This is a genomic window from Leclercia sp. G3L (genome assembly GCF_021117075.1).
Taxonomy (GTDB): domain Bacteria; phylum Pseudomonadota; class Gammaproteobacteria; order Enterobacterales; family Enterobacteriaceae; genus Enterobacter; species Enterobacter adecarboxylatus_C.
Map to the genome: position 1 here is coordinate 3483804 of NZ_CP088265.1, position 23867 is coordinate 3507670.

Here is a 23867-nt window from a genome sequence, read left to right on the forward strand (position 1 = left end):
CAACTTACTGATAGTGTTTTATGTTCAGATAATGCCCGATGACCTTGTCATGCAGCTCCACCGATTTTGAGAACGACAGTGACTTCCGTCCCAGCCTTGCCAGATGTTGTCTCAGATTCAGGTTATGCCGCTCAATTCGCTGAGTGTAACGCTTGCTGATTACGTGCAGCTTTCCCTTCAGGCGGGATTCATACAGCGGCCAGCCATCCGTCATCCATACCACGACCTCAAAGGCCGACAGCAGGCTCAGAAGACGCTCCAGTGTGGCCAGAGTGCGTTCACCGAAGACGTGCGCCACAACCGTCCTCCGTATCCTGTCATACGCGTAAAACAGCCAGCGCTGACGTGATTTAGCACCGACGTAGCCCCACTGTTCGTCCATTTCAGCGCAGACAATCACATCACTGCCCGGCTGTATGCGCGAGGTTACCGACTGCGGCCTGAGTTTTTTAAGTGACGTAAAATCGTGTTGAGGCCAACGCCCATAATGCGGGCGGTTGCCCGGCATCCAACACCATTCATGGCCATATCAATGATTTTCTGGTGTGTACCGGGCTGAGAGGCGGTGTAAGTGAACTGTAGCTGCCATGTTTTACGGCAGTGAGAGCAGAGATAGCGCTGATGTCCGGCAGTACTTTTACCGTTACGCACCACGCCTTCAGTAGCTGAGCAGGAGGGACAACTGATGGAGATGGAAGCCACGGGAGCACCTCAAAAACACCATCGTACACTAAATCAGTAAGTTGGCACCATTACCCACACCCCAATACGCCGGCCTTGAAAAGCTCTATAAAAAGTATGCCGATCGGGGGCTGGTGGTGCTGGGTTTCCCCTGTAACCAGTTCGGTAAACAGGAGCCCGGCGGTGCCGACGATATTTCGCAGACCTGCCATATCAACTACGGTGTGAGCTTCCCGATGTTCGAGAAAGTAGAGGTCAACGGCGCGGCTACGCACCCGGTATTTCGCTATCTGAAAGAGGCGTTGCCCGGCGTGCTGGGGGGGCGGATCAAGTGGAACTTCACAAAGTTCCTGGTGGGGCGCGACGGCAAACCGCTGAAGCGTTTTGCACCGATCTCCACCCCGGAGAAGATGGAAGCCGCTATCCTTGCTGCACTTGAAATCTAAGTGGGCCAGAAAGGGAAGGCCGGGAGCGCTTCGCTTGCCCGGCCCGGATATTGCAACGGTTGCCCTGTGGCGGACCTTATTTTGTCGCCAGTTCTCTGCGGATAATCTCCGCCCCCGCGCTTAACGCGTTGAGCTTGCCGTTGGCAACCTGGCGGGATAACGGCGCCATCCCACAGTTGGTTGAAGGGTAGAGCTTGTCAGCATCAACGAACTGCAGCGCTTTGCGTAAGGTACTGGCTACTTCTTCTGGCGTCTCGATGGTATTGGTGGCTACATCGATGGCGCCAACCATCACTTTTTTACCGCGGATCAGCTCCAGCAGATCCATCGGCACGCGCGAGTTATGGCACTCCAGCGAGATGATATCGATGTTGGAGGTTTGCAGTTTAGGGAACGCCTCTTCATACTGCCGCCACTCTGAGCCCAGCGTCTTTTTCCAGTCGGTATTGGCTTTGATGCCATAGCCATAACAGATGTGTACCGCCGTTTCGCATTTCAGCCCTTCAATGGCTCTTTCTAACGCGGCGATCCCCCAGTCATTCACCTCATCGAAGAACACATTAAAGGCGGGTTCATCAAACTGGATAATATCCACCCCTGCCGCCTCTAGCTCTCTGGCTTCCTGGTTGAGAATTTTGGCGAACTCCCAGGCCAGCTTTTCGCGGCTTTTGTAGTGGTTGTCATAAAGAGTGTCGATCATCGTCATCGGGCCAGGCAACGCCCATTTGATCGGCTGCGTGGTGAGCTGACGTAAATATTTGGCATCTTCAACAAACACCGGCTTCTGGCGAGCCACGGCACCCACGACGGTCGGCACGCTGGCATCATAGCGATTACGGATTTTAACCACTTCGCGCTTCGCAAAATCGACGCCGCTGAGGTGCTCAATAAAGGTGGTGACGAAGTGCTGACGCGTTTGCTCACCGTCGCTGACGATATCAATGCCGGCCCGCAGCTGATCGTCGAGGGATAAACGCAGCGCATCCTGCTTACCGGCGAGTAATTCCTCATTCTCCAGCTTCCAGGGAGACCACAGGGTCTCCGGTTGGGCAAGCCAGGACGGTTTCGGCAAGCTGCCGGCAGTAGACGTGGGGAGCAATGTTTTCATAACAGGTGACCTTATTGTTTTAATTAATCAACGCGCGTACTGAGCAGACCATTGCTCAAGAATATTCTTGTACGGTTTGATGAAGTGTTTCTCAGTAAACTTTCCCTGCTCAATCGCTAACTGGCTACGCTCTTCGCGATCGTAAACAATTTTGGTCAAGGAGTGATCCTGGTTCGTCAGGCTGGGTTGATAGTGTTGCCCGGCGACCGAGTTAGCGTTGTAAATCTCAGGACGGTAGATTTTCTGGAACGTCTCCATCGTACTGATGGTGCCGATCAGCTCAATAAAGCTGTAGTCGCTCAGTAAATCGCCGATGAAATAAAACGCCAGCGGCGCGGCGCTGTTTGGCGGCATAAAATAGCGAACCTGCAGGCCCATTTTTTTGAAGTACGCTTCCGTCAACGACGAACCCTGCTGCTGGTATTCGAAGCCTAAGACCGGATGTTCATTCCCGATGCGCTGATAGACGTTTTTATTGGATACGCTGAGGCAGATCACCGGCGGCTTGTTAAAGTTCTGCTGGTACTCGGTCGAATTAACAAAATGTTTGAAGATATTGCCGTGTAACGCGCCAAAATCCGCCGGAATGCTGAACGCTGTCTGATGCTTATTATGATCCGGCAGTAACACGCTGAAATCATAATCCCGGACATAGGAAGAGAAGTTATTCCCGACAATACCCTCAATACGCTCGTTGGTGAGTTTATCAATGATGTTGGTTTTTAATATTTCAATGGCCGGGAAGGTAAAGCGATTATCTTCCGCATCAATATTCATCTCGACAGAGATAATGTCCAGCTCGACAGTATAACGATCGCCTTTAGGGTTATCCCAGTGCGCTAAGGCGTTGAATCGGTTGTCGATCATCACTAACGTATTACGCAGGTTCTGCTGACGGTTGTCGCCGCGGGCCAGATTGGCAAAGTTGGTGGTAATACGCGTGTTTTCTGAGGGGTTATAATTCTCATCGAAACGACTGCGCTTAATCGTAAAGGTGAAGTCTTTATTCATCGTTATCTCACTTCCTGAGCTCTGGCATAAGGACTGAAGCTATCTCATTTCAATCTTTATGTTGCTGATACGTTAATGCATCTTTTATGCCAGAGCCCCGGAACGAGTGAAAGCGACTAAATTTCACTACAACATGAGCCATCTTCATGATCGGCGAACCGATCAGTCACTTTTCTCCGAACGCTGCTCCAGATCCAGCGCGCTGGCGCTGGCGGGATCGAAGAGTGAAAGACTTTCAATTTGATCCAGCATAATCACCTTGCGGAAGGCCATTGCGCTTCTGGGCTGTGAATCGAGGGTAATATCATGTTCGGCATACCACTTGCTGTAGTTATGCTCAATGCACAGATTCAGCGTCGTACCGTCACGATAGCCGCTGAGCATCGGGATCAGCACGATATTGGCGGTCTTTTCATATTCAAGGGTCGCGGTATGGATCATGCCGACATAAATTCGCCGCGACTTCAGGGTCACCAGCGCCAGTTCGCCTTCCTCCATACACTGGTAAAGCAGCTGTTCGATACCGCTGGATTGCGACAGGCGCTTATAAAGCTGTTTCCGGCCTTCGCCGTCCAGCCTGGCGCTGCCTGCCCAGTTAGAGCGATAGAGACAAAACAGGATGGCAAAGGCCAGCATCACCACCACCGGCGCCTGGATGCCCAGAAAGCTCCAGTTCATAAAATCCACTTGCCAGTTAGCGTTGTCCTGGGCGGTTAAGTGGAACGTATTGGCAGCATACGAGAGCCCGAGCAGCAGCAACCAGAGCAGGCCGGTGGCGATCACGCCCTGCAGTACAAAGATACAGCCGTACAGCGCGACCAGAAAATAGACGTCCCAGCCGAAGGAGCGCTTAATTTTAAACCGGGTGGAGAGGTCGCGACTGGTGTACCAGTATCCGCTCACCATCAGCACCATAAATATCGCCGTTCCCATATCAGGCCCTCTTCAGCGCGTTAACATGGCGCAGAAAGTCCTGTCGCACCTCTTTGCTTTTGTAATTGACCGAGGCGTTACCGTCCTGATCGATAATAATGCGGTCCCCGTCCTCGACGGCTTCAATAATTTCCTGCTGACTCATCACCTGCAGTAACGACTCCGGGCTGGAGAAGATCGACATAACCAGACGTCTCATCGCGTGGCATCCTTATAAACAAAAAGGTTAAGTCTGGTCGATCCGCGCAGGCGCTGCCTTAAGGTTATGCTGAAAATGTTTAGCTTAGGGCCACACAGGGGAGGGTGAATTAACCTGCCAGGGTGCATAAAAACCACCATAATTAGTAAGGTTAAACAACGCCAGGTGACAATCATGAAGGACAATATTGACGAGTTTAAAACGCACTTCCAGGGGGAAGTGCTTCTTCCGGACGATGCCGGCTACGACGAGGTGCGCCAGATCTGGAACGCCATGATCGACCGCAAACCCGCGTTAATCGCACGCTGTACGTCAACGGAAGATGTGATGCAGGCCATCCAGTTTGGCCGCACGCACAATCTGCTCATTTCGATCCGCGGGGGCGGGCATAACATCGCCGGCAACGCCGTCTGCGACGACGGCCTGATGATCGACCTCTCGCTGATGAAGGACGTGCAGGTAGACGTGACCACCCGTACCGCCAGCGTCGGACCCGGCTGCACCCTTGCCGACTTTGATCGGGTGGTGCAGGCTCATGGTCTCGCCACGCCGCTGGGCATCAATTCGACCACCGGGGTGGCCGGCCTGACGCTTGGGGGCGGTTTCGGCTGGCTGAGTCGCAAATACGGGATGACCATCGATAACCTGCTCTCTGCCGAAGTCATTACGGCAGACGGCCGGCAGCTGAACGCCAGCGAATCGGAAAATGCGGATCTCTTTTGGGGGCTGCGCGGGGGCGGCGGCAACTTCGGGGTGGTGACGCGCTTTGATTTTCAGCTCCATCCCGTCGGGCCGGAGGTGCTGAGCGGGCTGATCGTCTTCCCGTTTGAGCAGGCCAAATCGGTGATCTCGCAGTTTGCCCGCTTCACCGAGACCATGCCGGAGGAGCTCAACGTCTGGATGGTGACGCGCAAGGCGCCGCCGCTGCCGTTCCTGCCCGCAGAGGTTCACGGCAGGGAGATGATCGCGCTGGCCCTGTGCTATGTGGGCGATCCGGAAGAGGGTGAGAGGATTATCGCGCCGCTGCGCGAGTTCGGCACGGTGCTGGGCGAGCACGTCGGCGTGCAGCCCTATACCGCCTGGCAGCAGGCCTTCGATCCGCTGCTGGCGAAAGGGGCGCGCAACTACTGGAAGTCGCACAACTTCGCGCAAATCAGCGACGGCGTGATCGATGCCATCATCGAATACGCGGCCAGGCTACCGTCCCCGCACTGTGAAATATTCATCGGAACCATTGGCGGTCAGACGACCCGCGTCGCGCCCGAAGCCATGGCCTACTCCAGCCGTGACGCGAACTACGTGATGAACGTACACGGGCGCTGGGAAACCGCCGCCGAGGATGAGCGCTGCATCGCCTGGGCGCGGGAGTTCTTCGCCAGCTCGCAGCCGTTTGCCAGCAGCGGGGCCTACATCAACTTCCTCACCCAGGAGGAGACCGACCGCATCGCCTTTGCATACGGGGCGACCTGGAACCGGCTGGTGGAGCTGAAGAGCAAGTACGACCCGACAAACCTGTTCCGGATGAATCAGAATATTAAGCCGGTATGAGGTCGGTCAGGACGCATCAGGTAAGCCAGTCCGCAGCTAGTCGGACTGGCGTTTAGCATTAACCGGGATCAGTTCTCCTCAGATTCATTTTCCGCGTCGTTATCGCCACCAAAACTGAGCAGTTCGGAGACTTTCATATTGCCGATCTCCTCGGCTTTCTGCTTAACGCTGTCGATTTGCTTGTTCGTCTCTTCCGACAGCCCAGAGGCGAGAGCACTCTGTTTAGCTTTTTCCATTTCGCTGTTCACGGAGTTGGTTAACGCCTCTACCGAGGCATTGGCCTCCTGGGTCGTCTCTTCAACTTTGGATTTCGCTTCCTGCGAGAGCTCCATATCACAGCCCGCGAGGAGAACGCTTCCCGCAAGAAGGAGTGCCGGGGTAAGTTTGATCATAGTGGTGCAGGCCTTTTTCATTATCCGGACGTGTCGCAACGTCGTTGTGGTGGTATTTGCCAACATGATGACATGCCGCTTTGATATTTATTCGAGCGATAAAGTAAGAAAGCGCAAAGTTGGGTAAGCCAGTGGGACGCTACCTTTACCGGGCTGCGCAGATATCACGGTTTACATCGCTGTAGCAGATCGCATACCATACCCCCCTACAGTATCCAGGAGCCCCTTCCATGCCACATTCACCTGAAGATAAAAAACGTGTCCTGACGCGCGTGCGCCGCATTCGCGGGCAGGTCGATGCCCTGGAGCGGGCGCTCGAGTCCGGCGAACCCTGTCTCGCCATCCTGCAGCAGATCGCCGCGGTGCGCGGGGCGGCGAACGGGTTGATGGGCGAGATGGTTGAAATTCACCTCAAAGATGAGCTGGTGACGGGCGAAACCACCGCCGATCAGCGGGCCGTCAGAATGGCAGAAGTCGGTCATTTGCTGCGCTCTTATCTAAAATAAACACCTGACATCACTAAAAGGAAAGCAAGATGAAATCACGTGCTGCTGTTGCATTTGGCCCAGGCCAGCCGCTGAAAATTGTTGAGATTGATGTAGCACCGCCAAAGAAAGGTGAAGTGCTGGTCAAAATCACCCATACCGGCGTGTGCCACACCGATGCGTTCACCCTCTCCGGTGACGATCCGGAAGGCGTTTTCCCGGCGGTGCTCGGCCATGAAGGCGGCGGCGTGGTGGTGGAAGTCGGTGAGGGCGTCACCAGCCTGCAGCCGGGCGATCACGTCATCCCGCTATACACCGCAGAGTGTCGCGAGTGTAAGTTCTGTAAATCCGGCAAGACCAACCTCTGCCAGGCGGTTCGCGCCACCCAGGGCAAAGGCCTGATGCCGGACGGCACCACCCGTTTCTCTTACAACGGTGAGCCGATCTATCACTACATGGGCACCAGCACCTTCAGCGAATACACCGTCTGCGCCGAAATCTCGCTGGCGAAAGTGAACCCGCAGGCGCCGCTGGATAAAGTCTGTCTGCTGGGCTGCGGCGTCACCACCGGCATTGGCGCAGTACACAACACCGCGAAAGTGAAAGAGGGCGATACCGTAGCGGTCTTCGGTCTGGGCGGGATCGGTCTGGCGGTTATCCAGGGTGCGGTGCAGGCGAAGGCCGGACGTATTCTGGCGGTGGACACTAACCCGGAGAAATTCAAGCTGGCCGGGGAAATGGGCGCGACCGATTTCATCAACCCGAACGACTACGACAAGCCGGTGCAGGACGTGATCGTTGAACTCACCGACGGCGGGGTCGACTTCAGCTTTGAATGTATCGGGAATGTCAACGTGATGCGCGCGGCGCTCGAGTGCTGCCACAAGGGCTGGGGCGAAAGCGTAATCATCGGCGTAGCCGGGGCCGGGCAGGAGATCAAAACCCGTCCGTTCCAGCTGGTGACCGGTCGCGTCTGGCGTGGTTCCGCCTTTGGCGGCGTCAAAGGCCGCACCCAGCTGCCGGGCATGGTCGAAGACGCGATGGCGGGCAAAATTCAGCTCGATCCGTTCATTACCCATCGCCTGCCGCTGGAGCAGATCAACGAAGCCTTCGATCTGATGCACGAAGGCAAATCCATCCGCACCGTTATCCATTTCGGCGATAACTAACAGACCCTCTCTCTCCCGCTGCGCCTTTACGGGCAGCGGGACGACATTTCTTTAAAAATCATTGCGAAAGTGTGACCAGTGTTGCGATTTTAGGCGTAATCAAATTCAGTGTAGTGCCGATGACTATTTTACAGGCGTGTTCCCACGCATCTTACCTATGAGAGAGTCAACGGCTATGGACAAAACAACAACAGTTCGGGCGCAACATAAGCTGGGCTTCCTGCATCACATCAGGCTGCTTCCGCTTATCTCCTCGATTTTGGGTGGTATTATTTTGCTGTTTGCCCTGAGCGCCGGGCTGGCAGGCTATTTTTTACTGCAGGCAGACAAAGATCAGCAGGATGTCACCGCTGAAATTCAGGTGCGTACCGGGTTATCAAACAGTTCTAACCACCTGCGTACGGCGCGTATCAACATGATCCACGCGGGTGCCGCCAGCCGTATCGCGGAAATGGACGCGATGAAAAAGAACATCGCGGAAGCCGAACAGCGTATCAAACAGTCTCAGGACAGCTTTGCCATTTACATGAACCGCGGCGTGCGTACTCCGGCGGATGAAGCGCTGGATGGCGAGCTGAAATCGAACTATCAGGCCTATATCGACGGCATGCAGCCGATGCTGAAATATGCCAAAAACGGCATGTTCGAAGCCATCATCAACCATGAAAATGAATCGGCGCGCCCGCTGGATGACGCCTATAACGAGGTGTTGCTGAAGGCGATCAAGATCCGCACCGACCGCGCCAATATGCTGACCGAACAGGCGCATACCCGCACCCAGCTGGGGCTGATGTTTATGATCGGCGCCTTTGGTCTGGCGCTGGTGCTGACGGTGATCACCTTTATCGTGCTGCGTCGCACGGTGATTAACCCGCTGCAGCGCGCGGCGAACCGTATTGCTCATATCGCCAAAGGCGACCTGACCCTGGCTGAGGATCTGACCGGGCGCAGTGAAATTGGCCGCCTGACCCACGACCTGCAAACCATGCAGCGTTCGCTGGTGGGCACCGTAGGCACCGTGCGTCAGGGTGCGGAAGAGATCTATCGCGGAACCAGCGAAATCTCCGCCGGCAACACCGATCTCTCATCACGTACCGAGCAGCAGGCCGCCGCCATTGAGCAGACAGCTGCCAGCATGGAACAGCTGACCGCCACCGTGAAGCAGAACGCCGATAACGCGCATCACGCCAGCAAACTGGCGGAAGATGCCTCCGGTAAAGCCAGCCGTGGCGGCCAGATGGTCTCCGGCGTGGTGAAAACCATGGGCAATATCTCCAGCAGCTCGAAGAAAATCTCTGAAATTACCGCGGTGATCAACAGCATCGCCTTCCAGACTAACATCCTGGCGCTGAACGCCGCGGTGGAAGCTGCCCGTGCCGGTGAGCAGGGGCGTGGATTTGCCGTGGTCGCCAGCGAAGTCCGTACCCTGGCCAGCCGCAGCGCCAACGCCGCGAAAGAGATTGAAGGGCTGATCAACGAATCTGTGTCCCTCATTGACCAGGGTTCCGGTGAAGTGGTGGCCGCCGGTAATACCATGAACGAGATCGTGGAAGCGGTTAAACGCGTCACCGATATCATGCTGGAGATCGCAGCCGCCTCCGACGAGCAGAGCCGTGGCATTGTGCAGGTCAGCCAGGCGATCTCGGAGATGGATAAAGTCACCCAGCAGAACGCCTCGCTGGTGGAAGAAGCCTCTGCGGCGGCGGCCTCGCTGGAAGATCAGGCTGCCCGCCTGACCGAAGCGGTTGGTACCTTCCGTCTGCACGGTATGACCCAGGCCCGCAGCAGCAGTAAAGCGGCACCGATTACGCCTGCCGCGCCGCTGCGCCCGGCGGTAGCCGATGGTGATAACTGGGAAACCTTCTGATTTGCTAACCCTACCCGGTGGCGGCTACGCCTTACCGGGCCTACGAAACCTGGCACCATGTGGGTTTTCGTAGGCCGGGTAAGCGCAGCGCCACCCGGCAATAGAGGGGCACCCTTGCCGCCGGGAAAAAAGGGTTCATGTTTCGACATGAACCCTTTTTTTATTCCCCGCTATGATGGTTGTAAGGGCTGAAGAGGAACAAGACGATGAAACGATTTACGCAGGTGGTTTGCGCCGCATGGCTGCTGGCCGGGTGTGCTTCCGGCGGCAGCGTGGGGATTGGCGGCGTGGGAATAGGCGGGGGCGGTGGCAGCGGCGGCGTAGGGGTTGGACTCTCTTTTCCGGTGGGCGGCAGCACCTCGACCGCGGACAACGGGCTGGCGGACTGCGAGGGTGATGTCTACCGCGTGCAGCCCCGCTATCCAGAGCAGGCCGCGGCGCAGAACTACTCCGGCAGGGTGACAGCGTCGTTTAACGTCAAGCTGAACGGGCGGGCGGCGGACTACGAGGCGGCGGGAGATAAACCCTTCTTCGACGAGACGAAGCGGGCGGTGATGCGCAGCTGTTGGCCAGCCGGCGTCAGACAGAGTTGGGTCGTGAACTACCAGGGCGGCAAAACGGCGACCTGGATGCAGAATTCCTTGTCAGGCACGCCATAAAGATAAAAAAAACCGGCCACACGAGGTGGCCGGCTGGAGCATTACTGCTTATCAGGCAAGGCGTACGCGATGATGTAATCCCCGCGATCCGGTGACTGACGTGCGCCACCCGCATTGATGATGATGTACTGCTTCCCGGTTTTCGGTGACACGTAGGTCATCGGCCCGGACTGGCTGCCCACCGGCAGACGGTCTTTCCAGATCTCTTTTCCGTTGGCGGTATCGAACGCGCGCAGGTAGAAATCCTGCGTACCGGCGAAGAACAGCAGGCCGGACTGGGTAGAGAGCGATGCGCCCAGGGTTGGCATGCCGATCGGGATAGGCATATGCATGCGGATCCCCAGCGGACCGGTATCTTCCACGGTACCTACCGGCACCTGCCACACCAGTTTGCCGGACTTCAGATCCACGGCCGACATGGTGCCGAACGGCGGTTTCTGGCACGGAATGCCCAGCGGCGACAGGAAACGCTCGCGCATCGCGCCGAACGGCGTACCGTCCATCGGCACGATCCCCATCTCAATCCCGCTGGCGTTTTTGGCCACATTGGCGCGCGGCACCATGTAGTTCGCCAGCCCCAGGCGCATATCGTTAACGAACATCAGGCTGTTGTTCGGATCCACCGAGACGCTGCCCCAGTTCATCCCGCCCAGCGAGCCCGGGAACTGCAGGGAGCGATCCAGACCCGGTGGGGTATAGACGCCCTGATGGCGCATCTCTTTAAACTGGATGCGGCACAGCAGCAGGTCAACCGGCGTCGCGCCCCACATATCCGATTCGTGCAGGGTCTGGTTGCCGATCATCGGCATGCCGACCGAGTACGGCTGGGTAGGGGAGTAACGCTCGCCCTCGACATTCCCGGCAGGCACCGGACGCTCTTCCACTTTCGCGACCGGCTCGCCGGTTTCGCGGTTGAGCATAAAGATCATGCCCTGCTTGCTGGTCTGCACCAGCACCGGAGTGGTACCGCCTTTATCATCCGGCAGATCGTACAGCAGCGGCTGAGACGGCAGGTCGAAGTCCCACAGATCGTGGTGGGTGGTCTGGAAATGCCAGCGTACCTGGCCGGTAGCGGCATCCACCGCCACGATTGAGGAGCTGTATTTATCGTCCAGTTCGGTACGTTCGCCCGCGTAGAAGTCCGGGGTGGCGTTACCGGTCGGGAGATAGATCAGGTTCAGCTTCGCGTCATAGGACATGGCAGACCAGACGTTCGGCGTCCCGCGGGTATAGGTCTGGCCTTCCGGCGGCAGGCCGGTCAGGTTCGGGTTGCCCGGATCCCAGGCCCAGGCCAGTTTACCGGTGTGGACGTCATACGCCCGGACCACGCCCGGGGGTTCGCCGGTGGAGAAGTTATCCGCCACGCGTCCGCCCACAACCACCACATTACCCGCTACCAGCGGAGTGGAGGTTTGCTGATAGTAGCCCGGCTTGATCTCACCCATGCCTACGCCAAGGTCAACCACGCCGTGGTCGCCAAAGTCTTCGCACAGCTGGCCATTGTCGGCGTTGAGCGCAATCAGACGAGCATCGGTGGTCGGCAGGAACAGACGGCGCGCGCAGGCGGCAGGCTGCGTTTCTGTCGGTGACGTTGTCACGTTAGAGGTATCTTCGAAATAGCCCAGGCCACGGCAGCGCTGCCAGTTTGGCGCGGTGGCTTTCGAATCATAACGCCACTTCTCTTTCCCGGAGTCCACGTCCAGCGCCAGCACCTTGCTGTACGGGGTACAGACAAACAGCGTGTCGCCAATCTGCAGCGGGGTGTTCTGGTCTTCCGCGCCGGAGCCGTTGCTCTGCGGAATGTCGCCGGTATGGGCAACCCAGGCCACCTTCAAATCGTTAACGTTCTGCTTGTTAATCTGATCCAGCGCGGCAAAACGGTCGCCGTGGGTGGTGTTACCCCAGTGCGCCCAGTTCTTCTGCTGCTGCCCCGCAGGCACCGGTTTAACCGGGACGGGTTCGTTAGCGGCCACCAGGGTTTGCGGCTTAAACATCCAGCCGAAGCTCACCAGCATCACTACGGCCAGGACGGCAGCAATACCGAACGCCGGGGCTTTAGTGACCGGCCGATCCGCGCCACGCAGGTACGGCCAGACGATCGCGGCCAGGAATGCCAGCACCGCAAAGGTGAACAGGCGCGAGAACAGCGGCCAGAAATCCCAGCCTGCGTCGCTGACGGCCCAGATCGCCGAGGCGATAAACGCCACCGCGTAGAGGATAATGCCGCTGGTGCGATGACGCGCAATGAGGAACGCGGCGATCAGCATCACCACGCCCATGGTCAGGAAGTACCAGCTTCCCCCTACGGTGGCGAGCTTAAAGCCCAGCCCACCGACGGCCAGTCCGATGAGTGCCATCAGACCGACCAGCAGCCACAGCAGGATCCGGGGGAACCCACGTAGCGAATTACCTATAGCCATTTCTGTCTCCTGAAATAATCTTGTCTTCACTGGACAGGCAGAACCAGGCCTGAACCAAATGGGTAACAGAAGAGAAGATCCATGATGAAAAAGTCGGGCATGACGCCGTTATAGCGTCAGGGAAATCACCGCTGCGTTATTTGAATGAACCATTTGGTGAAATCGGCGGGTATGATAAAACTGTTAAATTGTTTAGCGCAATTGTTAATGAATGATTTCGCATTATTTGAGTAACGGAAACAAAAAGCCCGTCAGCAAGACGGGCGTAGGGGAAGTGTGCTCACACCGGCATGGATTTACGAATCGCGCTGAGGAGCGTTTGCGTGGCAGTGGAGAGCGGGGCTTCCACGCGGGTTAATACCCCAATAGGTTCGCCGGGGCTGGAGGTTGTCACCGGCAGCGCCACCAGCGTGCCCTGGCGCAGATCTTCTTTCACCGCGCCGGAAGGGACAAACCAGACATAGTCATAATCGACGGTCAGCTGGCGTGACAGGGAGGCTGACAGGGTTTCGATACAGCCCGACGGCAGTTTGCACCCCTGGGTTTGCAGCAGCGTTTCCGCGGTCTGGCGCGGAACGGTGCCTTTCGGGGAGACCACCACCGGCCACTCCATCACCCGGCTGAGGGTCACGGTATCGTTGAGGATCGGGTGACGCGGGCGCACCACCAGCTTCAGGGATTCCAGGAACAGCAGTTCGTAGTTGAGACCGCTCATCAGTTCCGGGTCCGACATTCTGCCGATGCCAATATCCAGCTCTCCGGATTTCAGCCCCGCCAGCAGCATGGTGTTATTCATGGTGGCGACCTGCAGCGTGATGTTGCGCTGCTGCTTGTGGAACTGGCCAATGACCGCAGGGAGGATGCCCAGCGCTGCGGTAGGAAGCGCACCGATGCGCACCACATCTCCCGGCACGTCGTTGCGCCGCGTCAGGGACTGGCCCGCCGTATTCAGGGCATCGAGCACTTTAATGGCGTGGGTCAGGAATTGCTCTCCCACCAGCGTCAGCTGTGCACCCAGTCGTCCCCGGTCGAACAGGCGGGTGCCGGTCAGCTGTTCCAGCTCATTCAGCGTTTTTGAGAGCGCAGGCTGGCTCAGGTTGAGAGTTTCAGCCGCACGCCCCAGCGTTCCCTGTTGAGCGACGGCCACAAAAGTGTGCAGATGGCGCAGACGAATGCGCTGACTAAACAAACCATTTTTTTCCATAGGCGATGTTAAAAACAGAGGTAGCGGAGTGACAAGTAAAGTTGTTTAATTTTGATAACCTGCTAGCAAAATATTATTAACATTCAATCTAATTGAGTAACAAGCAATTTTTGGTTCTGCACGGAAATAGTTGTGCAGACGCCTGAATCACTTCACATCGCCGCTAGTCAGGAAATGAGCACCTCTCCACCTGGATCACAATTCGTAAATTCTTCCAGACGGCCTTAATGGCCTTCTCTACACTCCAGATAATATTCACTGGAGGCATTAAATCATGGCGAACAACATCACGGCTGATGATATTCGGGAGAACTTTTCACAGGCGATGTCGGCAATGTATCAGCAGGAAGTTCCGCAATACGGGACGCTGCTGGAGCTGGTCGCGGATGTGAATCTGGCGGTACTGGAAAATAACCCGAAGCTGCATGAACAACTGGCCAACGCGGATGAACTGGCTCGCCTCAACCTCGAACGCCACGGGGCAATCCGTGTCGGTACGGCCCAGGAGCTGGCCACCCTGCGGCGGATGTTCGCCATTATGGGCATGTTCCCTGTCAGCTATTACGACCTCTCTCAGGCCGGGGTGCCGGTCCACTCGACCGCGTTTCGTCCGGTTGACGATGCCGCTCTGTGCCGCAATCCGTTTCGGATCTTCACCTCGCTGCTGCGCCTCGATCTGATTGATAACGTCGCCCTGCGCGAACAGGCGGCGGCGATCCTTGCCCGGCGCAATATCTTCACCCCCCGCTGTCTGGAGCTGATTGCGCTGCACGAAGCGGAAGGGGCGTTCACCCCGGCGCAGGCCGAGGAGTTTGTCCAGCAGGCGCTGGAGACCTTCCGCTGGCATCGTCATGCCACCGTCGATCATGAAACTTATCAGGCGCTGCACAACGAACACCGGCTGATTGCCGACGTGGTCTGCTTCCCGGGCTGTCATATCAACCACCTGACGCCGCGCACGCTGGATATCGACCGGGTACAGTCCCTGATGCCGGAGTACGGTATTGAGCCGAAGATGCTGATTGAAGGGCCGCCGCGCCGGGAGATGCCGCTCCTGCTGCGTCAGACCAGCTTTAAGGCGCTGGAGGAACCGATTTTGTTTGCGGGCGAACATCGGGGGACCCATACCGCCCGCTTCGGTGAGATCGAGCAGCGCGGCGTGGCCTTAACCCCGAAAGGGCGTGAACTCTACGATCGCCTGCTTAACGAAGCCGGAACGGGCAAAGACAACCTGACTCATCAGCTGCATCTGCAGGAGGTATTCCAGGCCTTTCCCGACAGCGATATTTTCCTGCGCCGTCAGGGGCTGGCGTGGTTCCGCTATCGCCTGACCCCGGCCGGGGAGTCGCACCGTCACTCCTTTGGCCCCGGGGACGATCCGCAGCCGCTGATTGAGCGCGGCTGGGTGGTGGCGCAGCCTATTACCTATGAAGATTTCCTCCCGGTAAGCGCCGCCGGGATCTTCCAGTCGAACCTCGGTAACGAGACGCAGGCCCGCACCCACGGCAACGCCAGCCGCGATGCCTTCGAGGAGGCGCTGGGCTGTCCGGTGCTGGATGAGTTCACCCTCTATCGCGAGGCGGAAGAACGCAGCAAGCGGCGTTGCGGTTTGCTCTGAAAACGGTACTCTGCGGGGATGTGATTGCAACCTGAGGTCAGTATGGAAAACGACTCATCCCCGATAATCACCACGCGCCAGGGGGCGCTGGGCGGCATCACGGATGGCGATGTGCAGGTCTGGCGCGCCATTCCCTACGCCGCGCCGCCGGTGGGCGCCCTGCGCTGGCGTTCGCCGCAGCCGGTTGAGCGCTGGCAGGGCGTGCGTCAGGCCACCACTTTTTCGCCGTCGAGCTGGCAGAGCAGCGAGTACTGCCAGCAACTGGGCGGGGGCGATCCGGGGCGTTTCTCGGAAGATTGCCTCTACCTGAACGTCTGGGCCCCGGTTCAACGCCCGGCGCCGCTGCCGGTGATGGTCTGGCTACACGGGGGCGGCTTCACTATCGGCGCAGGCGGGCTGCCGCCCTATGACGGGAAGGCGCTGGCGCAGCGCGGCGCGATCCTGGTGACGCTGAACTACCGGCTGGGCCATCTGGGCTTTTTTGCCCATCCGGCGCTGGCAGGGGAAGAGGAGCGGGTGGTGCATAACTTTGCTCTGCTCGATCAGATTGCCGCCCTGGAGTGGGTGCGGGACAACATCGCGCAGTTTGGCGGTGACCCGAACAACATCACCCTGTTTGGTGAATCCGCCGGGGCGCGCAGCGTGCTGTCACTGCTGGCCTCGCCGCTGGCATTGGGGCTGTTTCATAAGGCGATTATCCAGAGCGGGTATACCCTACCGGACACGCCCCGGGAGCAGGCGCTCAAAAAAGGCAAGGCGCTGGCGGCCCATTTTGGGCTGCAAGATGCCACCGCAGAGCAGCTGCGGGCGATCCCGCCCGAGGCGCTCTGGCCGCTGACGGCCCCGCTTAACGTCGCCCCTGCGCCGATCAATGGGGATTGCGTCCTGCCGGAGCCGATGCTGGAGGTCTTTTTTGCCGCTCGTCAGCATCCGGTGCCGATCATGGTCGGCTCCAACAGCGACGAAGCCAGCGTGATGGCGGTGTTTGGTATCGATCTCGCAGGGCAGATCCAGAAGCTGCGCCGGGAGCGGCGGCTGGGACTGGGGTTGATCAAGCTGCTCTATCCCGGCATCAAAGACGATGCTGAACTCGGACGCCAGGTGTGCCGCGATATGGCCTTCACCACCCTGGGGTTTGTGGTGATGCAGGCCCAGCGTCGGGTGGGGCAGCCGTGCTGGCGCTACTGGTTCGACTATGTGGCCGAAGCCGAGCATGCCACCTATATCAACGGGGCGTGGCATGGCAACGAGGTGCCGTACGTGTTTGATACGCTCACTCTGGCCGAGCCCGCCCGGCGCTATGTGAATGACAACGACCTGGCCTTCTCAGCCCAGGTTGCCGATTACTGGGTCAACTTCGCCCGCCATGCCAGCCAGCAGTGCGACGCGTTGGATGGCCCGACGCGCTGGCCTGCCTGTCACCACGGGCGGGACGTGTTGCTACGCATTGGAGTGAATAAACATGCGGGATTTAAGCTTGAAAACCGCTTTATGCGCGCCCGCATGGCGCTGTTTAAACGGGTGATGAAGCACCACGTCAGCCTGGATTGAGCAGACACTCTCGAAAGGCGGCCAGCCCGGCCGCTTTGCCGCGCGACTCCCGCAGCACCAGCCGGTAGCTGGCGCCGGTCCTGACGCTGCTGGCGTAAGGCCGCACCAGCCGCCCGGCGCGAATATCCTCTGCCACCAGCGTCTCGTCGGCAATGGCAACCCCGAGCCCCTGAATGGCGGCGGTGATCGCCAGATCCATGGTGTCGAAGTGTTGATTTTTGTGCATGACAGGCGGCGAAGTGGTCTGTTTTTCCAGCCACAGCGACCAGTCGGTCTTATCCCGCGTCGGATGCAGAAAGGTAAGCGACTCCAGCGCCGGGCCCTGGCGCAGAGGGCTGACCACCGGGGTTAACGCCTCTTCAAACAGCAGATCCCCGGCGCTGAGCTGGGTGCCAAAGACAATGGCGGCATCATAGGATTCGGTTTTGAAATTAACGCTGTGCTCGTTGGTGGTAGTCAGGGCAATCTGTAACTCGGGCTGTTCGCGCTCCACCTGCAGCAGCCGCGGCACCAGCCAGCGCATGGCGCAGGTGGGAACCTTCAGACGCACCACGGTTTGCTGGGCGCGGGCCTGATCCGCCACCGTCAGAAAGTGCTCCCAGGAGGCGCGCAGATCCGGCAGCAGGGCGCTGCCCTGGGGGGAGAGGCGCAGCCCGCGGGCGTGACGTTCAAAGAGCGGAAAACCGAACCAGCTTTCAAGAGCGGCGATTTTGCGGCTCACCGCTCCCTGGGTGAGGCAGAGCTCTTTTGCGGCATGGGTCAGATTCAGATGCCGCGCGGTGATAATAAAAGCCTCAACGGCGGTAAGCGGGAACGAGCGACGCGACACAGAACCTCCAGGTATGATTTTTTGTCATGGCTATTATGACAACAATTCGATTGTCGCCACAATAGTGTTCGGGTTGAATAGTTATGCATTCTCCACCAGAGGAATTTCCGATGACGCTGCGTACCCCGATACAACCCCGTTCCAAACTGCCGGACGTTGGCACCACGATTTTTACCGTTATCGGTCAGCTTTCCGCTGAACACAATGCCATCAACCTTTCCCAGGGTGCGCCGAACTTCGAATGCGATCCGGCGCTGATTGCCGGCGTTCACCGTGCGATGCAGGCGGGTCACAACCAGTACGCGTCGATGACCGGGCTGGCGCCGCTTAAAGCGCGCATCGCCGATAAAATCGCCTCGCTGTATGGCACCCAATACGATCCCGCCAGCGAAGTGCTGATCACCGCCAGCGCCAGCGAAGGGCTCTATTCGGCCATCAGCGGGCTGGTGCATCCCGGCGACGAAGTCATCTACTTTGAACCCTCATTCGACAGCTATGCGCCGATTGTGCGCCTACAGGGCGCGACGCCGGTCGCCATCAAGCTGACCGTGCCGGATTTCGCGGTGAACTGGGATGAAGTGCGTGCCGCCATCACCTCGCGCACGCGGATGATCATCATCAACACGCCGCATAACCCGAGCGGGCAGGTCTTCTCGGCCGCCGATCTGGAGCAGCTCGCGCTCGTCACCCGTAACACCGATATCATTATTCTCTCTGACGAAGTGTACGAGCACGTGGTGTTTGACGACGTGCCGCATCACGGCATGGCGACCCATCCCGGGCTGGCGGAACGCAGCGTGATCGTCTCGTCCTTCGGCAAAACCTACCACGTCACCGGCTGGCGCGTGGGCTACTGCGTGGCCCCGGCGGAGCTGATGGAGGAGATCTGCAAGATCCATCAGTTTTTAATGTTTTCTGCCGATACCCCTATGCAGTACGCTTTTGCCGAGCATATGGCCGATCCGCAAACCTGGCTGTCGCTGGCGGCATTTTACCAGCGCAAGCGCGATCTGCTGGTCAATCTGCTGGTCGATTCACCCTTCCGTCTGCTGCCGAGCGCAGGCTCGTTCTTCCTGCTGGCGGATTACAGCCACTTCAGCGACGAGCGCGACAGCGAGATGGTGAAGCGGCTGATTGTGGATCACGGCGTTGCCACTATCCCGCTGTCGGCGTTTTATACCGACGGGACAGATAACAAATTAATCCGTCTCTCTTTTGCCAAAGATGAGGCGACATTACGGGCAGGTGCGCAGGCCCTGTGTCGGGTAACACCACGCTTAGGAGTTCAGTCATGAAATTAAAAGCCTTCGTTGTCGGCCTGGGATTGCTGTGTTCGTTTTCGTCCTTCGCGGCAACAGAATTACGTTACGGCGTCGAAGCCGAGTATCCGCCATTTGAGAGCCGCAATGCCTCGGGTGAGCTGGAAGGGTTTGATATTGAGCTCGGCAACGCCATTTGCGCCGCCGCCGCGCTGAAATGCAGCTGGGTTGAAACCTCGTTCGACGCGCTGATCCCGGGGCTGGTGGCGAAGAAATTTGACGCTATTAACTCGGCGATGAACATTACCGATCAGCGTCGTCAGAGCATCGACTTTACCCAGCCGATCTACCGGATCCCCTCCCAGCTGGTGGGCAAAACCGGCAGCGCGGTCGACGCTACGCCGGAAGGGCTGAAAGGCAAGACCATCGGCGTGCTGCAGGGCTCCATTCAGGAAACCTATGCCAAGGAGCACTGGGAAAAACAGGGCGTCACCGTGGTGTCCTATAAAGATCAGAACATGGCCTGGGGCGATCTGCTCAATGGCCGTATCGATGCCTCGCTGGTGATGTCTGCCGCCGGGCAGGCAGGCTTCCTCAGCAAGCCGCAGGGGAAGGGCTTCGGCTTTATCGGCAAACCGGTATCGGATGACACTATTCTCGGCAGCGGGATCGGCTATGGCCTGCGTAAAGGCGACGAGGCCACCAAAAAGCAGCTTGATGCCGCCATTGATATAGTCCGCGCTGACGGCACTATCGATAAGCTGGCGAAGAAGTACTTCCCGGGTATCGATGTCAGCGTAAAATAACGACAATCTGACTTTTTAGCCCCTGTCGTTAATGTCCGGCAGGGGCCTTTTTATACGTTTCTTTACCCCCGATTCAGGCAATTCTCCTCGACATAAAAATCTTTCTCCCATTGCGCATATTCTCGCCTGTCAATTATTGGATTCTTAACCGTTTTTGTTTAGGCTGTGCCCTCTTAATGATGTTCTTTCTTGCCGTTGTTTCGCCCTGAGCGAAATCCACCTCCCCACGACCATAAGGACGTTTTTCCAGGCATGAATCGCAGACGTTTTTTAAAAGGCTCCCTGGCTGTTGCCGCCCTGAGCGGGACTTCCGGCCTCGCCGCGCTTTTTTCCCGGGCAGCCAGTGCGGCTGAGTCGGATATTGCGGACGGTACGAGCCGTCGTTTCGACTTCTCCGTGCTGCAATCCATGGCGCACGACCTGGCGCAAACACCCTGGGGCGGTGCGCCGCGTCCGCTGCCGGATACCTTAGCGACGCTGACGCCGCAGGCCTATAACAGCATCCAGTACGATGCGAAGCAGTCGCTGTGGAACAACATCGAAAACCGCCAGCTCGACGTGCAGTTCTTCCACGTCGGAATGGGCTTCCGCCGCCGGGTGCGCATGTTCTCGCTGGATAATCAGACCGCGCAGGCGCGTGAAATTCACTTCCGCCCGGAGCTGTTCAACTACCACGACGCGGGCGTTGATACGAAGCAGCTGGAAGGCCAGAGCGATTTAGGCTTTGCCGGTTTTCGCGCCTTTAAATCCCCGGAGCTGGCGCGTCGCGATATCGTCTCCTTCCTGGGCGCGAGCTACTTCCGCGCGGTGGATGACACTTATCAGTACGGCCTCTCTGCCCGCGGTCTGGCGCTTAACACCTATGCCGATACGCAGGAAGAGTTCCCGGACTTTACCTCGTTCTGGTTTGAAACCGTCAAACCGGGTGCGACCACCTTTACGGTCTACACCCTGCTCGACAGCCCGAGCATCACCGGAGCCTATAAGTTCGTGATCCACTGCGAGAAGACTCAGGTGATCATGGACGTCGAAAACCACCTATATGCCCGAAAGGACATTCAGCAGCTGGGGATCGCGCCGATGACCAGCATGTTCGCCTGCGGCAACAACGAGCGCCGCATGTGCGACACCATTCATCCGCAGATCCACGACTCCGATCGTCTGGCGATGTGGCGCGGCAACGGCGAGTGGGTCTGCCGTCCGCTGAACAACCCGCAGAAGTTACAGTTCAACGCCTATACCGATAAGAACCCGAAAGGCTTTGGTCTGCTGCAGCTCGATCGCGATTTCTCGCACTATCAGGACATCATGGGCTGGTACAACAAACGTCCAGGCCTGTGGGTCGAGCCGCGCAACCAGTGGGGCAAGGGCACCGTGGGGCTGATGGAGATCCCGACCACCGGTGAAACCCTGGATAACGTGGTCTGCTTCTGGCAGCCGGAAAAACCGGTGAAAGCAGGCGACAAGCTGGACTTCCAGTACCGTCTCTACTGGAGCGCCAAACCGCCGGTCCGTTCTCCGCTGGCGAACGTGATGGCGACCCGTACCGGGATGGGCGGCTTCCCGGAAGGCTGGGCCCCGGGTGAAAACTATCCGAAGGTGTGGGCGCGCCGTTTCGCTATCGATTTTGTTGGCGGCGATCTGAAAGCGGCTGCGCCGAAAGGGATCGAGCCGGTGATCACTCTCTCCAGCGGCGAAGCGAAGCAGATCGAGATCCTGTACGTGGAGCCGTTCGACGGGTATCGCATTCTGTTTGACTGGTATCCGACCAGCGACTCCACCGACACGGTGGACATGCGCATGTTCCTGCGCTGCCAGGGAGAGGCGATCAGCGAAACCTGGCTGTATCACTACTTCCCACCGGCGCCCGATAAGCGCCAGTACGTGGATGACCGCATAATGCGTTAAGCCTGTGCCGGGTGGCGGCTGCGCCTGACCCGGCCTACTCAAACCATAACGATCCGGACCGTAGGCCCGGCAAGCGAATGCGCCGCCGGGCATCAGCCGCACCGATGCCACATTGCCGGGTGGCGGCTACACCTTACCCGGCCTACAAAGGCTAACCGATGAATATGACTAACGAAGAAGAAATTATCCCCGTCAGCGCGCATATCGAACTGCGCGCCACCGACGAGCGTTACACCACCGAGCTGCACAATCTGGTGGTCAAAAACCGGGAGTGGCTGCAGGAATACCTCAACTGGCCGCAGTTTGTCGGCACAGAAGACGATACCCACCAGAACATCCTGAGCAACCAGATGCTGCATCAGCGCGGTTACGCCAAAATGTTCCTCATCTTCAGGGATAACGCCCTGGTGGGGGTGTTGTCGTTCAATTCCATCGAGCCGCTGAACAAAACCGGCTACATCGGCTACTGGCTGGATGAAGCGCATCAGGGGCAGGGGATTTTGTCTCAGGCGCTGGAAGCGTTTATTCAGCACTACGCCGGACGAGGAGAGATCCGCCGCTTCGTGATCAAGTGCCGCGTAGACAACGCCGCCAGTAACCAGGTGGCGCTGCGCAACGGCTTTCTGCTGGAAGGGTGCCTGAAAGAGGCCGAGTTCCTCAACGGGCGCTATGACGACCAGAATATCTACGCCCGGATCTGCACCTCATAATGCCCCCAGCAACGGCGTGCGGGTAATGTGCTGCGCGCCGTTGATCATCTTCTCGCCGCGCAGGTGAATCACCTCTCCGTCTGATGCCTCAATCACCGCGTCATCGGTAATTTCAATATGATGCTCGATCAGCACTTCGCCGCGAATGCGCGCCCGACCCTGGATCACCACTTTATCGTCAATCAGAATCGGCCCACCGTGTAGCCAGGCGTCGCCGCCAATCAGGACGTGATGTTTGAGCACGCAGTTGCCCTCCACCAGGGCGTTTTCCGCCACCTGGGAGCTGTAGCGCAGGGTGGGGATGGCATCCTCCTCCAGCCCGGCGAGCAGGCGGGCGTTGCCGTACACTTTGGCGCAGTCACACACCCAGACGTTATTCACCTCGTTGCCTTCGACCAGCGCGTTCTCAAACACTTCCGCGCGGTGTTCAACAAAGGCGTAGGTGACGATGGCGTTGCCGTAGATCTGCGCCTGATGCACGACTCGCGACTGGCTGACCGTGGCTTCGCCAAAAATGCGCAGGATCTGATGTGGGTCCGGGGTTAAGCCTTTGGCGGCAATTACCATGCTGTTATGCAGGATGCGGGCATTGTTGAAAAGATGACACTCACCGCGCACTATCGAGGATTGCACCGTGACGTTGTCACCTATACGCGCGCCGTGGGTGATCTGCGCCCCATCGACCCAGACGTTATCACTCACCGACGCCTGATGGCTGATGACGCAGGGCCGGGTGATGCGCGCATTGCCGCTGACCTGCGCCCCAGCGAACACCACGCTGTTCTCGTCGTAGATCCAGCAGTCTTGCTCGTGCGACAGCGCCGATTCGTCATCGATCCAGCCGCCCCGGGTGCCGCACTTCACATCGTTGAAATCACGCGCGGCGATAATCTGGCGCACTTCTACCGCTGCCTTCGTCTCGCCGTCCTGCCAGTAGTGCTGACGGCTTTCATCGCTAAGTCGATATTTTTTCATCACTCTGCTCGCAGTTGTCCTCTCCACTAAACGTAGCAAACTTTAGCTTGATCGAAACAGTGGCATCCACAAATGAAACACCTTAAACT

The 23867-nt window shown here is 58.1% G+C and carries 21 protein-coding genes and 1 pseudogene; 12 read left to right on the forward strand and 10 right to left on the reverse strand.

All coding sequences use genetic code 11. The features are described 5' to 3' along the window. Positions 1–4 precede the first annotated feature (4 nt). Positions 5–702 (reverse strand): IS1 family transposase gene (locus LRS40_RS18125; protein WP_223216367.1). Its coding sequence is split into 2 segments (ribosomal slippage): positions 5–453 and positions 453–702, totalling 699 coding nucleotides; the frame shifts between segments, so codons are not numbered across the junction. Positions 703–758: 56 nt separating this feature from the next. On the opposite strand from LRS40_RS18125, the pseudogene LRS40_RS18130 reads away from it, so the two are divergent. Further along, positions 759–1127, forward strand: a pseudogene (locus LRS40_RS18130) (glutathione peroxidase); the annotation flags it as partial. Between the two features lie 76 nt (positions 1128–1203). On the opposite strand, the gene LRS40_RS18135 reads toward LRS40_RS18130, so the two are convergent. The 4 genes from LRS40_RS18135 to LRS40_RS18150 form a co-directional block, all read right to left on the reverse strand. Beyond that, positions 1204–2235 carry a methionine synthase gene (locus LRS40_RS18135; protein WP_142489604.1) on the reverse strand — a complete coding sequence of 344 codons (1032 nt, stop codon included), beginning with the start codon at positions 2233–2235 and terminating at the stop codon, positions 1204–1206. Between the two features lie 27 nt (positions 2236–2262). Continuing rightward, positions 2263–3246: a DUF1852 domain-containing protein gene (locus LRS40_RS18140; protein WP_231312268.1), complete on the reverse strand. Its 984-nt coding sequence runs from the start codon at positions 3244–3246 to the stop codon at positions 2263–2265. 162 nt (positions 3247–3408) lie between these two features. Then, positions 3409–4179: a hypothetical protein gene (locus LRS40_RS18145; RefSeq protein WP_142489602.1), complete on the reverse strand. Its 771-nt coding sequence runs from the start codon at positions 4177–4179 to the stop codon at positions 3409–3411. Position 4180: 1 nt separating this feature from the next. Beyond that, positions 4181–4378, reverse strand: coding sequence for a hypothetical protein (locus LRS40_RS18150; protein ID WP_142489601.1), 198 nt, complete (start codon positions 4376–4378; stop codon positions 4181–4183). 174 nt (positions 4379–4552) lie between these two features. Between LRS40_RS18150 and LRS40_RS18155 the strand changes: the two genes are divergently transcribed. Then, a complete protein-coding gene (locus LRS40_RS18155) occupies positions 4553–5926 on the forward strand; it encodes an FAD-binding oxidoreductase (RefSeq protein ID WP_231312269.1) in 1374 nt (457 codons plus the stop codon). A gap of 68 nt (positions 5927–5994) precedes the next feature. On the opposite strand, the gene LRS40_RS18160 is transcribed toward LRS40_RS18155, so the two are convergent. Then, positions 5995–6318, reverse strand: coding sequence for a hypothetical protein (locus LRS40_RS18160; RefSeq protein WP_142489599.1), 324 nt, complete (start codon positions 6316–6318; stop codon positions 5995–5997). A gap of 230 nt (positions 6319–6548) precedes the next feature. Between LRS40_RS18160 and LRS40_RS18165 the strand changes: the two genes are divergently transcribed. The 4 genes from LRS40_RS18165 to LRS40_RS18180 all read left to right on the forward strand — a co-directional run bounded on the left by LRS40_RS18165 (position 6549) and on the right by LRS40_RS18180 (position 10498). Next, the gene (locus LRS40_RS18165) at positions 6549–6824 is read left to right on the forward strand and encodes a metal/formaldehyde-sensitive transcriptional repressor (RefSeq protein ID WP_032610935.1); all 276 of its coding nucleotides are present in this window, start codon (positions 6549–6551) and stop codon (positions 6822–6824) included. 29 nt (positions 6825–6853) lie between these two features. Then, positions 6854–7972, forward strand: a complete 1119-nt coding sequence (locus LRS40_RS18170) for an S-(hydroxymethyl)glutathione dehydrogenase/class III alcohol dehydrogenase (protein ID WP_156263865.1) — start codon at positions 6854–6856, stop codon at positions 7970–7972. 175 nt (positions 7973–8147) lie between these two features. After that, complete coding sequence (locus LRS40_RS18175; protein ID WP_156263864.1) at positions 8148–9839, forward strand: methyl-accepting chemotaxis protein; 1692 nt, start codon at positions 8148–8150, stop codon at positions 9837–9839. 206 nt (positions 9840–10045) lie between these two features. Beyond that, positions 10046–10498 (forward strand): energy transducer TonB, encoded by a 453-nt coding sequence (locus LRS40_RS18180; RefSeq protein ID WP_142489596.1) that lies wholly within the window; start codon positions 10046–10048, stop codon positions 10496–10498. A gap of 41 nt (positions 10499–10539) precedes the next feature. Here the strand turns inward: LRS40_RS18180 and LRS40_RS18185 are convergent, their stop codons facing one another. Both LRS40_RS18185 and LRS40_RS18190 read right to left on the reverse strand, forming a co-directional pair. After that, positions 10540–12918 carry a glucose/quinate/shikimate family membrane-bound PQQ-dependent dehydrogenase gene (locus LRS40_RS18185; protein ID WP_231312270.1) on the reverse strand — a complete coding sequence of 793 codons (2379 nt, stop codon included), beginning with the start codon at positions 12916–12918 and terminating at the stop codon, positions 10540–10542. A 280-nt stretch (positions 12919–13198) separates the two neighbouring features. After that, positions 13199–14122, reverse strand: coding sequence for a LysR substrate-binding domain-containing protein (locus LRS40_RS18190; protein WP_142489594.1), 924 nt, complete (start codon positions 14120–14122; stop codon positions 13199–13201). Positions 14123–14396: 274 nt separating this feature from the next. Between LRS40_RS18190 and LRS40_RS18195 the strand changes: the two genes are divergently transcribed. Together LRS40_RS18195 and LRS40_RS18200 are read left to right on the forward strand one after the other, a co-directional pair. Beyond that, positions 14397–15740: a VOC family protein gene (locus LRS40_RS18195; protein WP_231312271.1), complete on the forward strand. Its 1344-nt coding sequence runs from the start codon at positions 14397–14399 to the stop codon at positions 15738–15740. A 42-nt stretch (positions 15741–15782) separates the two neighbouring features. After that, positions 15783–17291, forward strand: a complete 1509-nt coding sequence (locus tag LRS40_RS18200; RefSeq protein WP_231312272.1) for a carboxylesterase/lipase family protein — start codon at positions 15783–15785, stop codon at positions 17289–17291. Here LRS40_RS18200 and LRS40_RS18205 read toward each other — a convergent pair. Next, entirely contained in the window at positions 17278–18120 is an 843-nt protein-coding gene (locus LRS40_RS18205) for a LysR family transcriptional regulator (protein WP_142489591.1), read from the reverse strand. The genes LRS40_RS18200 and LRS40_RS18205 overlap by 14 nt on opposite strands. Positions 18121–18230: 110 nt before the next feature. On the opposite strand from LRS40_RS18205, the gene LRS40_RS18210 reads away from it, so the two are divergent. The 4 genes from LRS40_RS18210 to rimL all read left to right on the forward strand — a co-directional run bounded on the left by LRS40_RS18210 (position 18231) and on the right by rimL (position 22803). Next, positions 18231–19415 carry a pyridoxal phosphate-dependent aminotransferase gene (locus tag LRS40_RS18210; RefSeq protein WP_156263859.1) on the forward strand — a complete coding sequence of 395 codons (1185 nt, stop codon included), beginning with the start codon at positions 18231–18233 and terminating at the stop codon, positions 19413–19415. Continuing rightward, a complete protein-coding gene (locus LRS40_RS18215) occupies positions 19412–20185 on the forward strand; it encodes an ABC transporter substrate-binding protein (RefSeq protein WP_231312273.1) in 774 nt (257 codons plus the stop codon). Before LRS40_RS18210 ends, LRS40_RS18215 begins: the two co-directional genes overlap by 4 nt. A 252-nt stretch (positions 20186–20437) precedes the next feature. Then, entirely contained in the window at positions 20438–22093 is a 1656-nt protein-coding gene (locus LRS40_RS18220; protein ID WP_142489589.1) for a glucan biosynthesis protein D, read from the forward strand. A 164-nt stretch (positions 22094–22257) separates the two neighbouring features. Next, on the forward strand, positions 22258–22803 hold the full coding sequence (gene rimL, locus LRS40_RS18225; protein ID WP_231313910.1) for a 50S ribosomal protein L7/L12-serine acetyltransferase: 546 nt from the start codon (positions 22258–22260) through the stop codon (positions 22801–22803). Here rimL and ydcK read toward each other — a convergent pair. After that, positions 22798–23778 (reverse strand): YdcK family protein, encoded by a 981-nt coding sequence (gene ydcK / locus LRS40_RS18230; protein WP_231312274.1) that lies wholly within the window; start codon positions 23776–23778, stop codon positions 22798–22800. The two genes, rimL and ydcK, sit on opposite strands and share 6 nt — an antisense overlap. Between the last annotated feature and the right edge of the window lie 89 nt (positions 23779–23867).

What these genes read in the sequence shown, in the direction of transcription:
- LRS40_RS18170 (WP_156263865.1), top strand. Translation starts at nt 6,854, where the DNA reads ATGAAATCACGTGCTGCTGTTGCATTTGGCCCAGGCCAGCCGCTGAAA.
- LRS40_RS18155 (WP_231312269.1), top strand. Translation starts at nt 4,553, where the DNA reads ATGAAGGACAATATTGACGAGTTTAAAACGCACTTCCAGGGGGAAGTG.
- LRS40_RS18200 (WP_231312272.1), top strand. Translation starts at nt 15,783, where the DNA reads ATGGAAAACGACTCATCCCCGATAATCACCACGCGCCAGGGGGCGCTG.
- LRS40_RS18175 (WP_156263864.1), top strand. Translation starts at nt 8,148, where the DNA reads ATGGACAAAACAACAACAGTTCGGGCGCAACATAAGCTGGGCTTCCTG.
- rimL (WP_231313910.1), top strand. Translation starts at nt 22,258, where the DNA reads ATGACTAACGAAGAAGAAATTATCCCCGTCAGCGCGCATATCGAACTG.
- LRS40_RS18190 (WP_142489594.1), bottom strand. Translation starts at nt 14,122, where the DNA reads ATGGAAAAAAATGGTTTGTTTAGTCAGCGCATTCGTCTGCGCCATCTG.
- LRS40_RS18180 (WP_142489596.1), top strand. Translation starts at nt 10,046, where the DNA reads ATGAAACGATTTACGCAGGTGGTTTGCGCCGCATGGCTGCTGGCCGGG.
- LRS40_RS18165 (WP_032610935.1), top strand. Translation starts at nt 6,549, where the DNA reads ATGCCACATTCACCTGAAGATAAAAAACGTGTCCTGACGCGCGTGCGC.
- LRS40_RS18210 (WP_156263859.1), top strand. Translation starts at nt 18,231, where the DNA reads ATGACGCTGCGTACCCCGATACAACCCCGTTCCAAACTGCCGGACGTT.
- LRS40_RS18185 (WP_231312270.1), bottom strand. Translation starts at nt 12,918, where the DNA reads ATGGCTATAGGTAATTCGCTACGTGGGTTCCCCCGGATCCTGCTGTGG.
- LRS40_RS18160 (WP_142489599.1), bottom strand. Translation starts at nt 6,318, where the DNA reads ATGATCAAACTTACCCCGGCACTCCTTCTTGCGGGAAGCGTTCTCCTC.
- LRS40_RS18150 (WP_142489601.1), bottom strand. Translation starts at nt 4,378, where the DNA reads ATGAGACGTCTGGTTATGTCGATCTTCTCCAGCCCGGAGTCGTTACTG.
- LRS40_RS18195 (WP_231312271.1), top strand. Translation starts at nt 14,397, where the DNA reads ATGGCGAACAACATCACGGCTGATGATATTCGGGAGAACTTTTCACAG.
- ydcK (WP_231312274.1), bottom strand. Translation starts at nt 23,778, where the DNA reads ATGAAAAAATATCGACTTAGCGATGAAAGCCGTCAGCACTACTGGCAG.
- LRS40_RS18135 (WP_142489604.1), bottom strand. Translation starts at nt 2,235, where the DNA reads ATGAAAACATTGCTCCCCACGTCTACTGCCGGCAGCTTGCCGAAACCG.
- LRS40_RS18220 (WP_142489589.1), top strand. Translation starts at nt 20,438, where the DNA reads ATGAATCGCAGACGTTTTTTAAAAGGCTCCCTGGCTGTTGCCGCCCTG.
- LRS40_RS18145 (WP_142489602.1), bottom strand. Translation starts at nt 4,179, where the DNA reads ATGGGAACGGCGATATTTATGGTGCTGATGGTGAGCGGATACTGGTAC.
- LRS40_RS18140 (WP_231312268.1), bottom strand. Translation starts at nt 3,246, where the DNA reads ATGAATAAAGACTTCACCTTTACGATTAAGCGCAGTCGTTTCGATGAG.
- LRS40_RS18215 (WP_231312273.1), top strand. Translation starts at nt 19,412, where the DNA reads ATGAAATTAAAAGCCTTCGTTGTCGGCCTGGGATTGCTGTGTTCGTTT.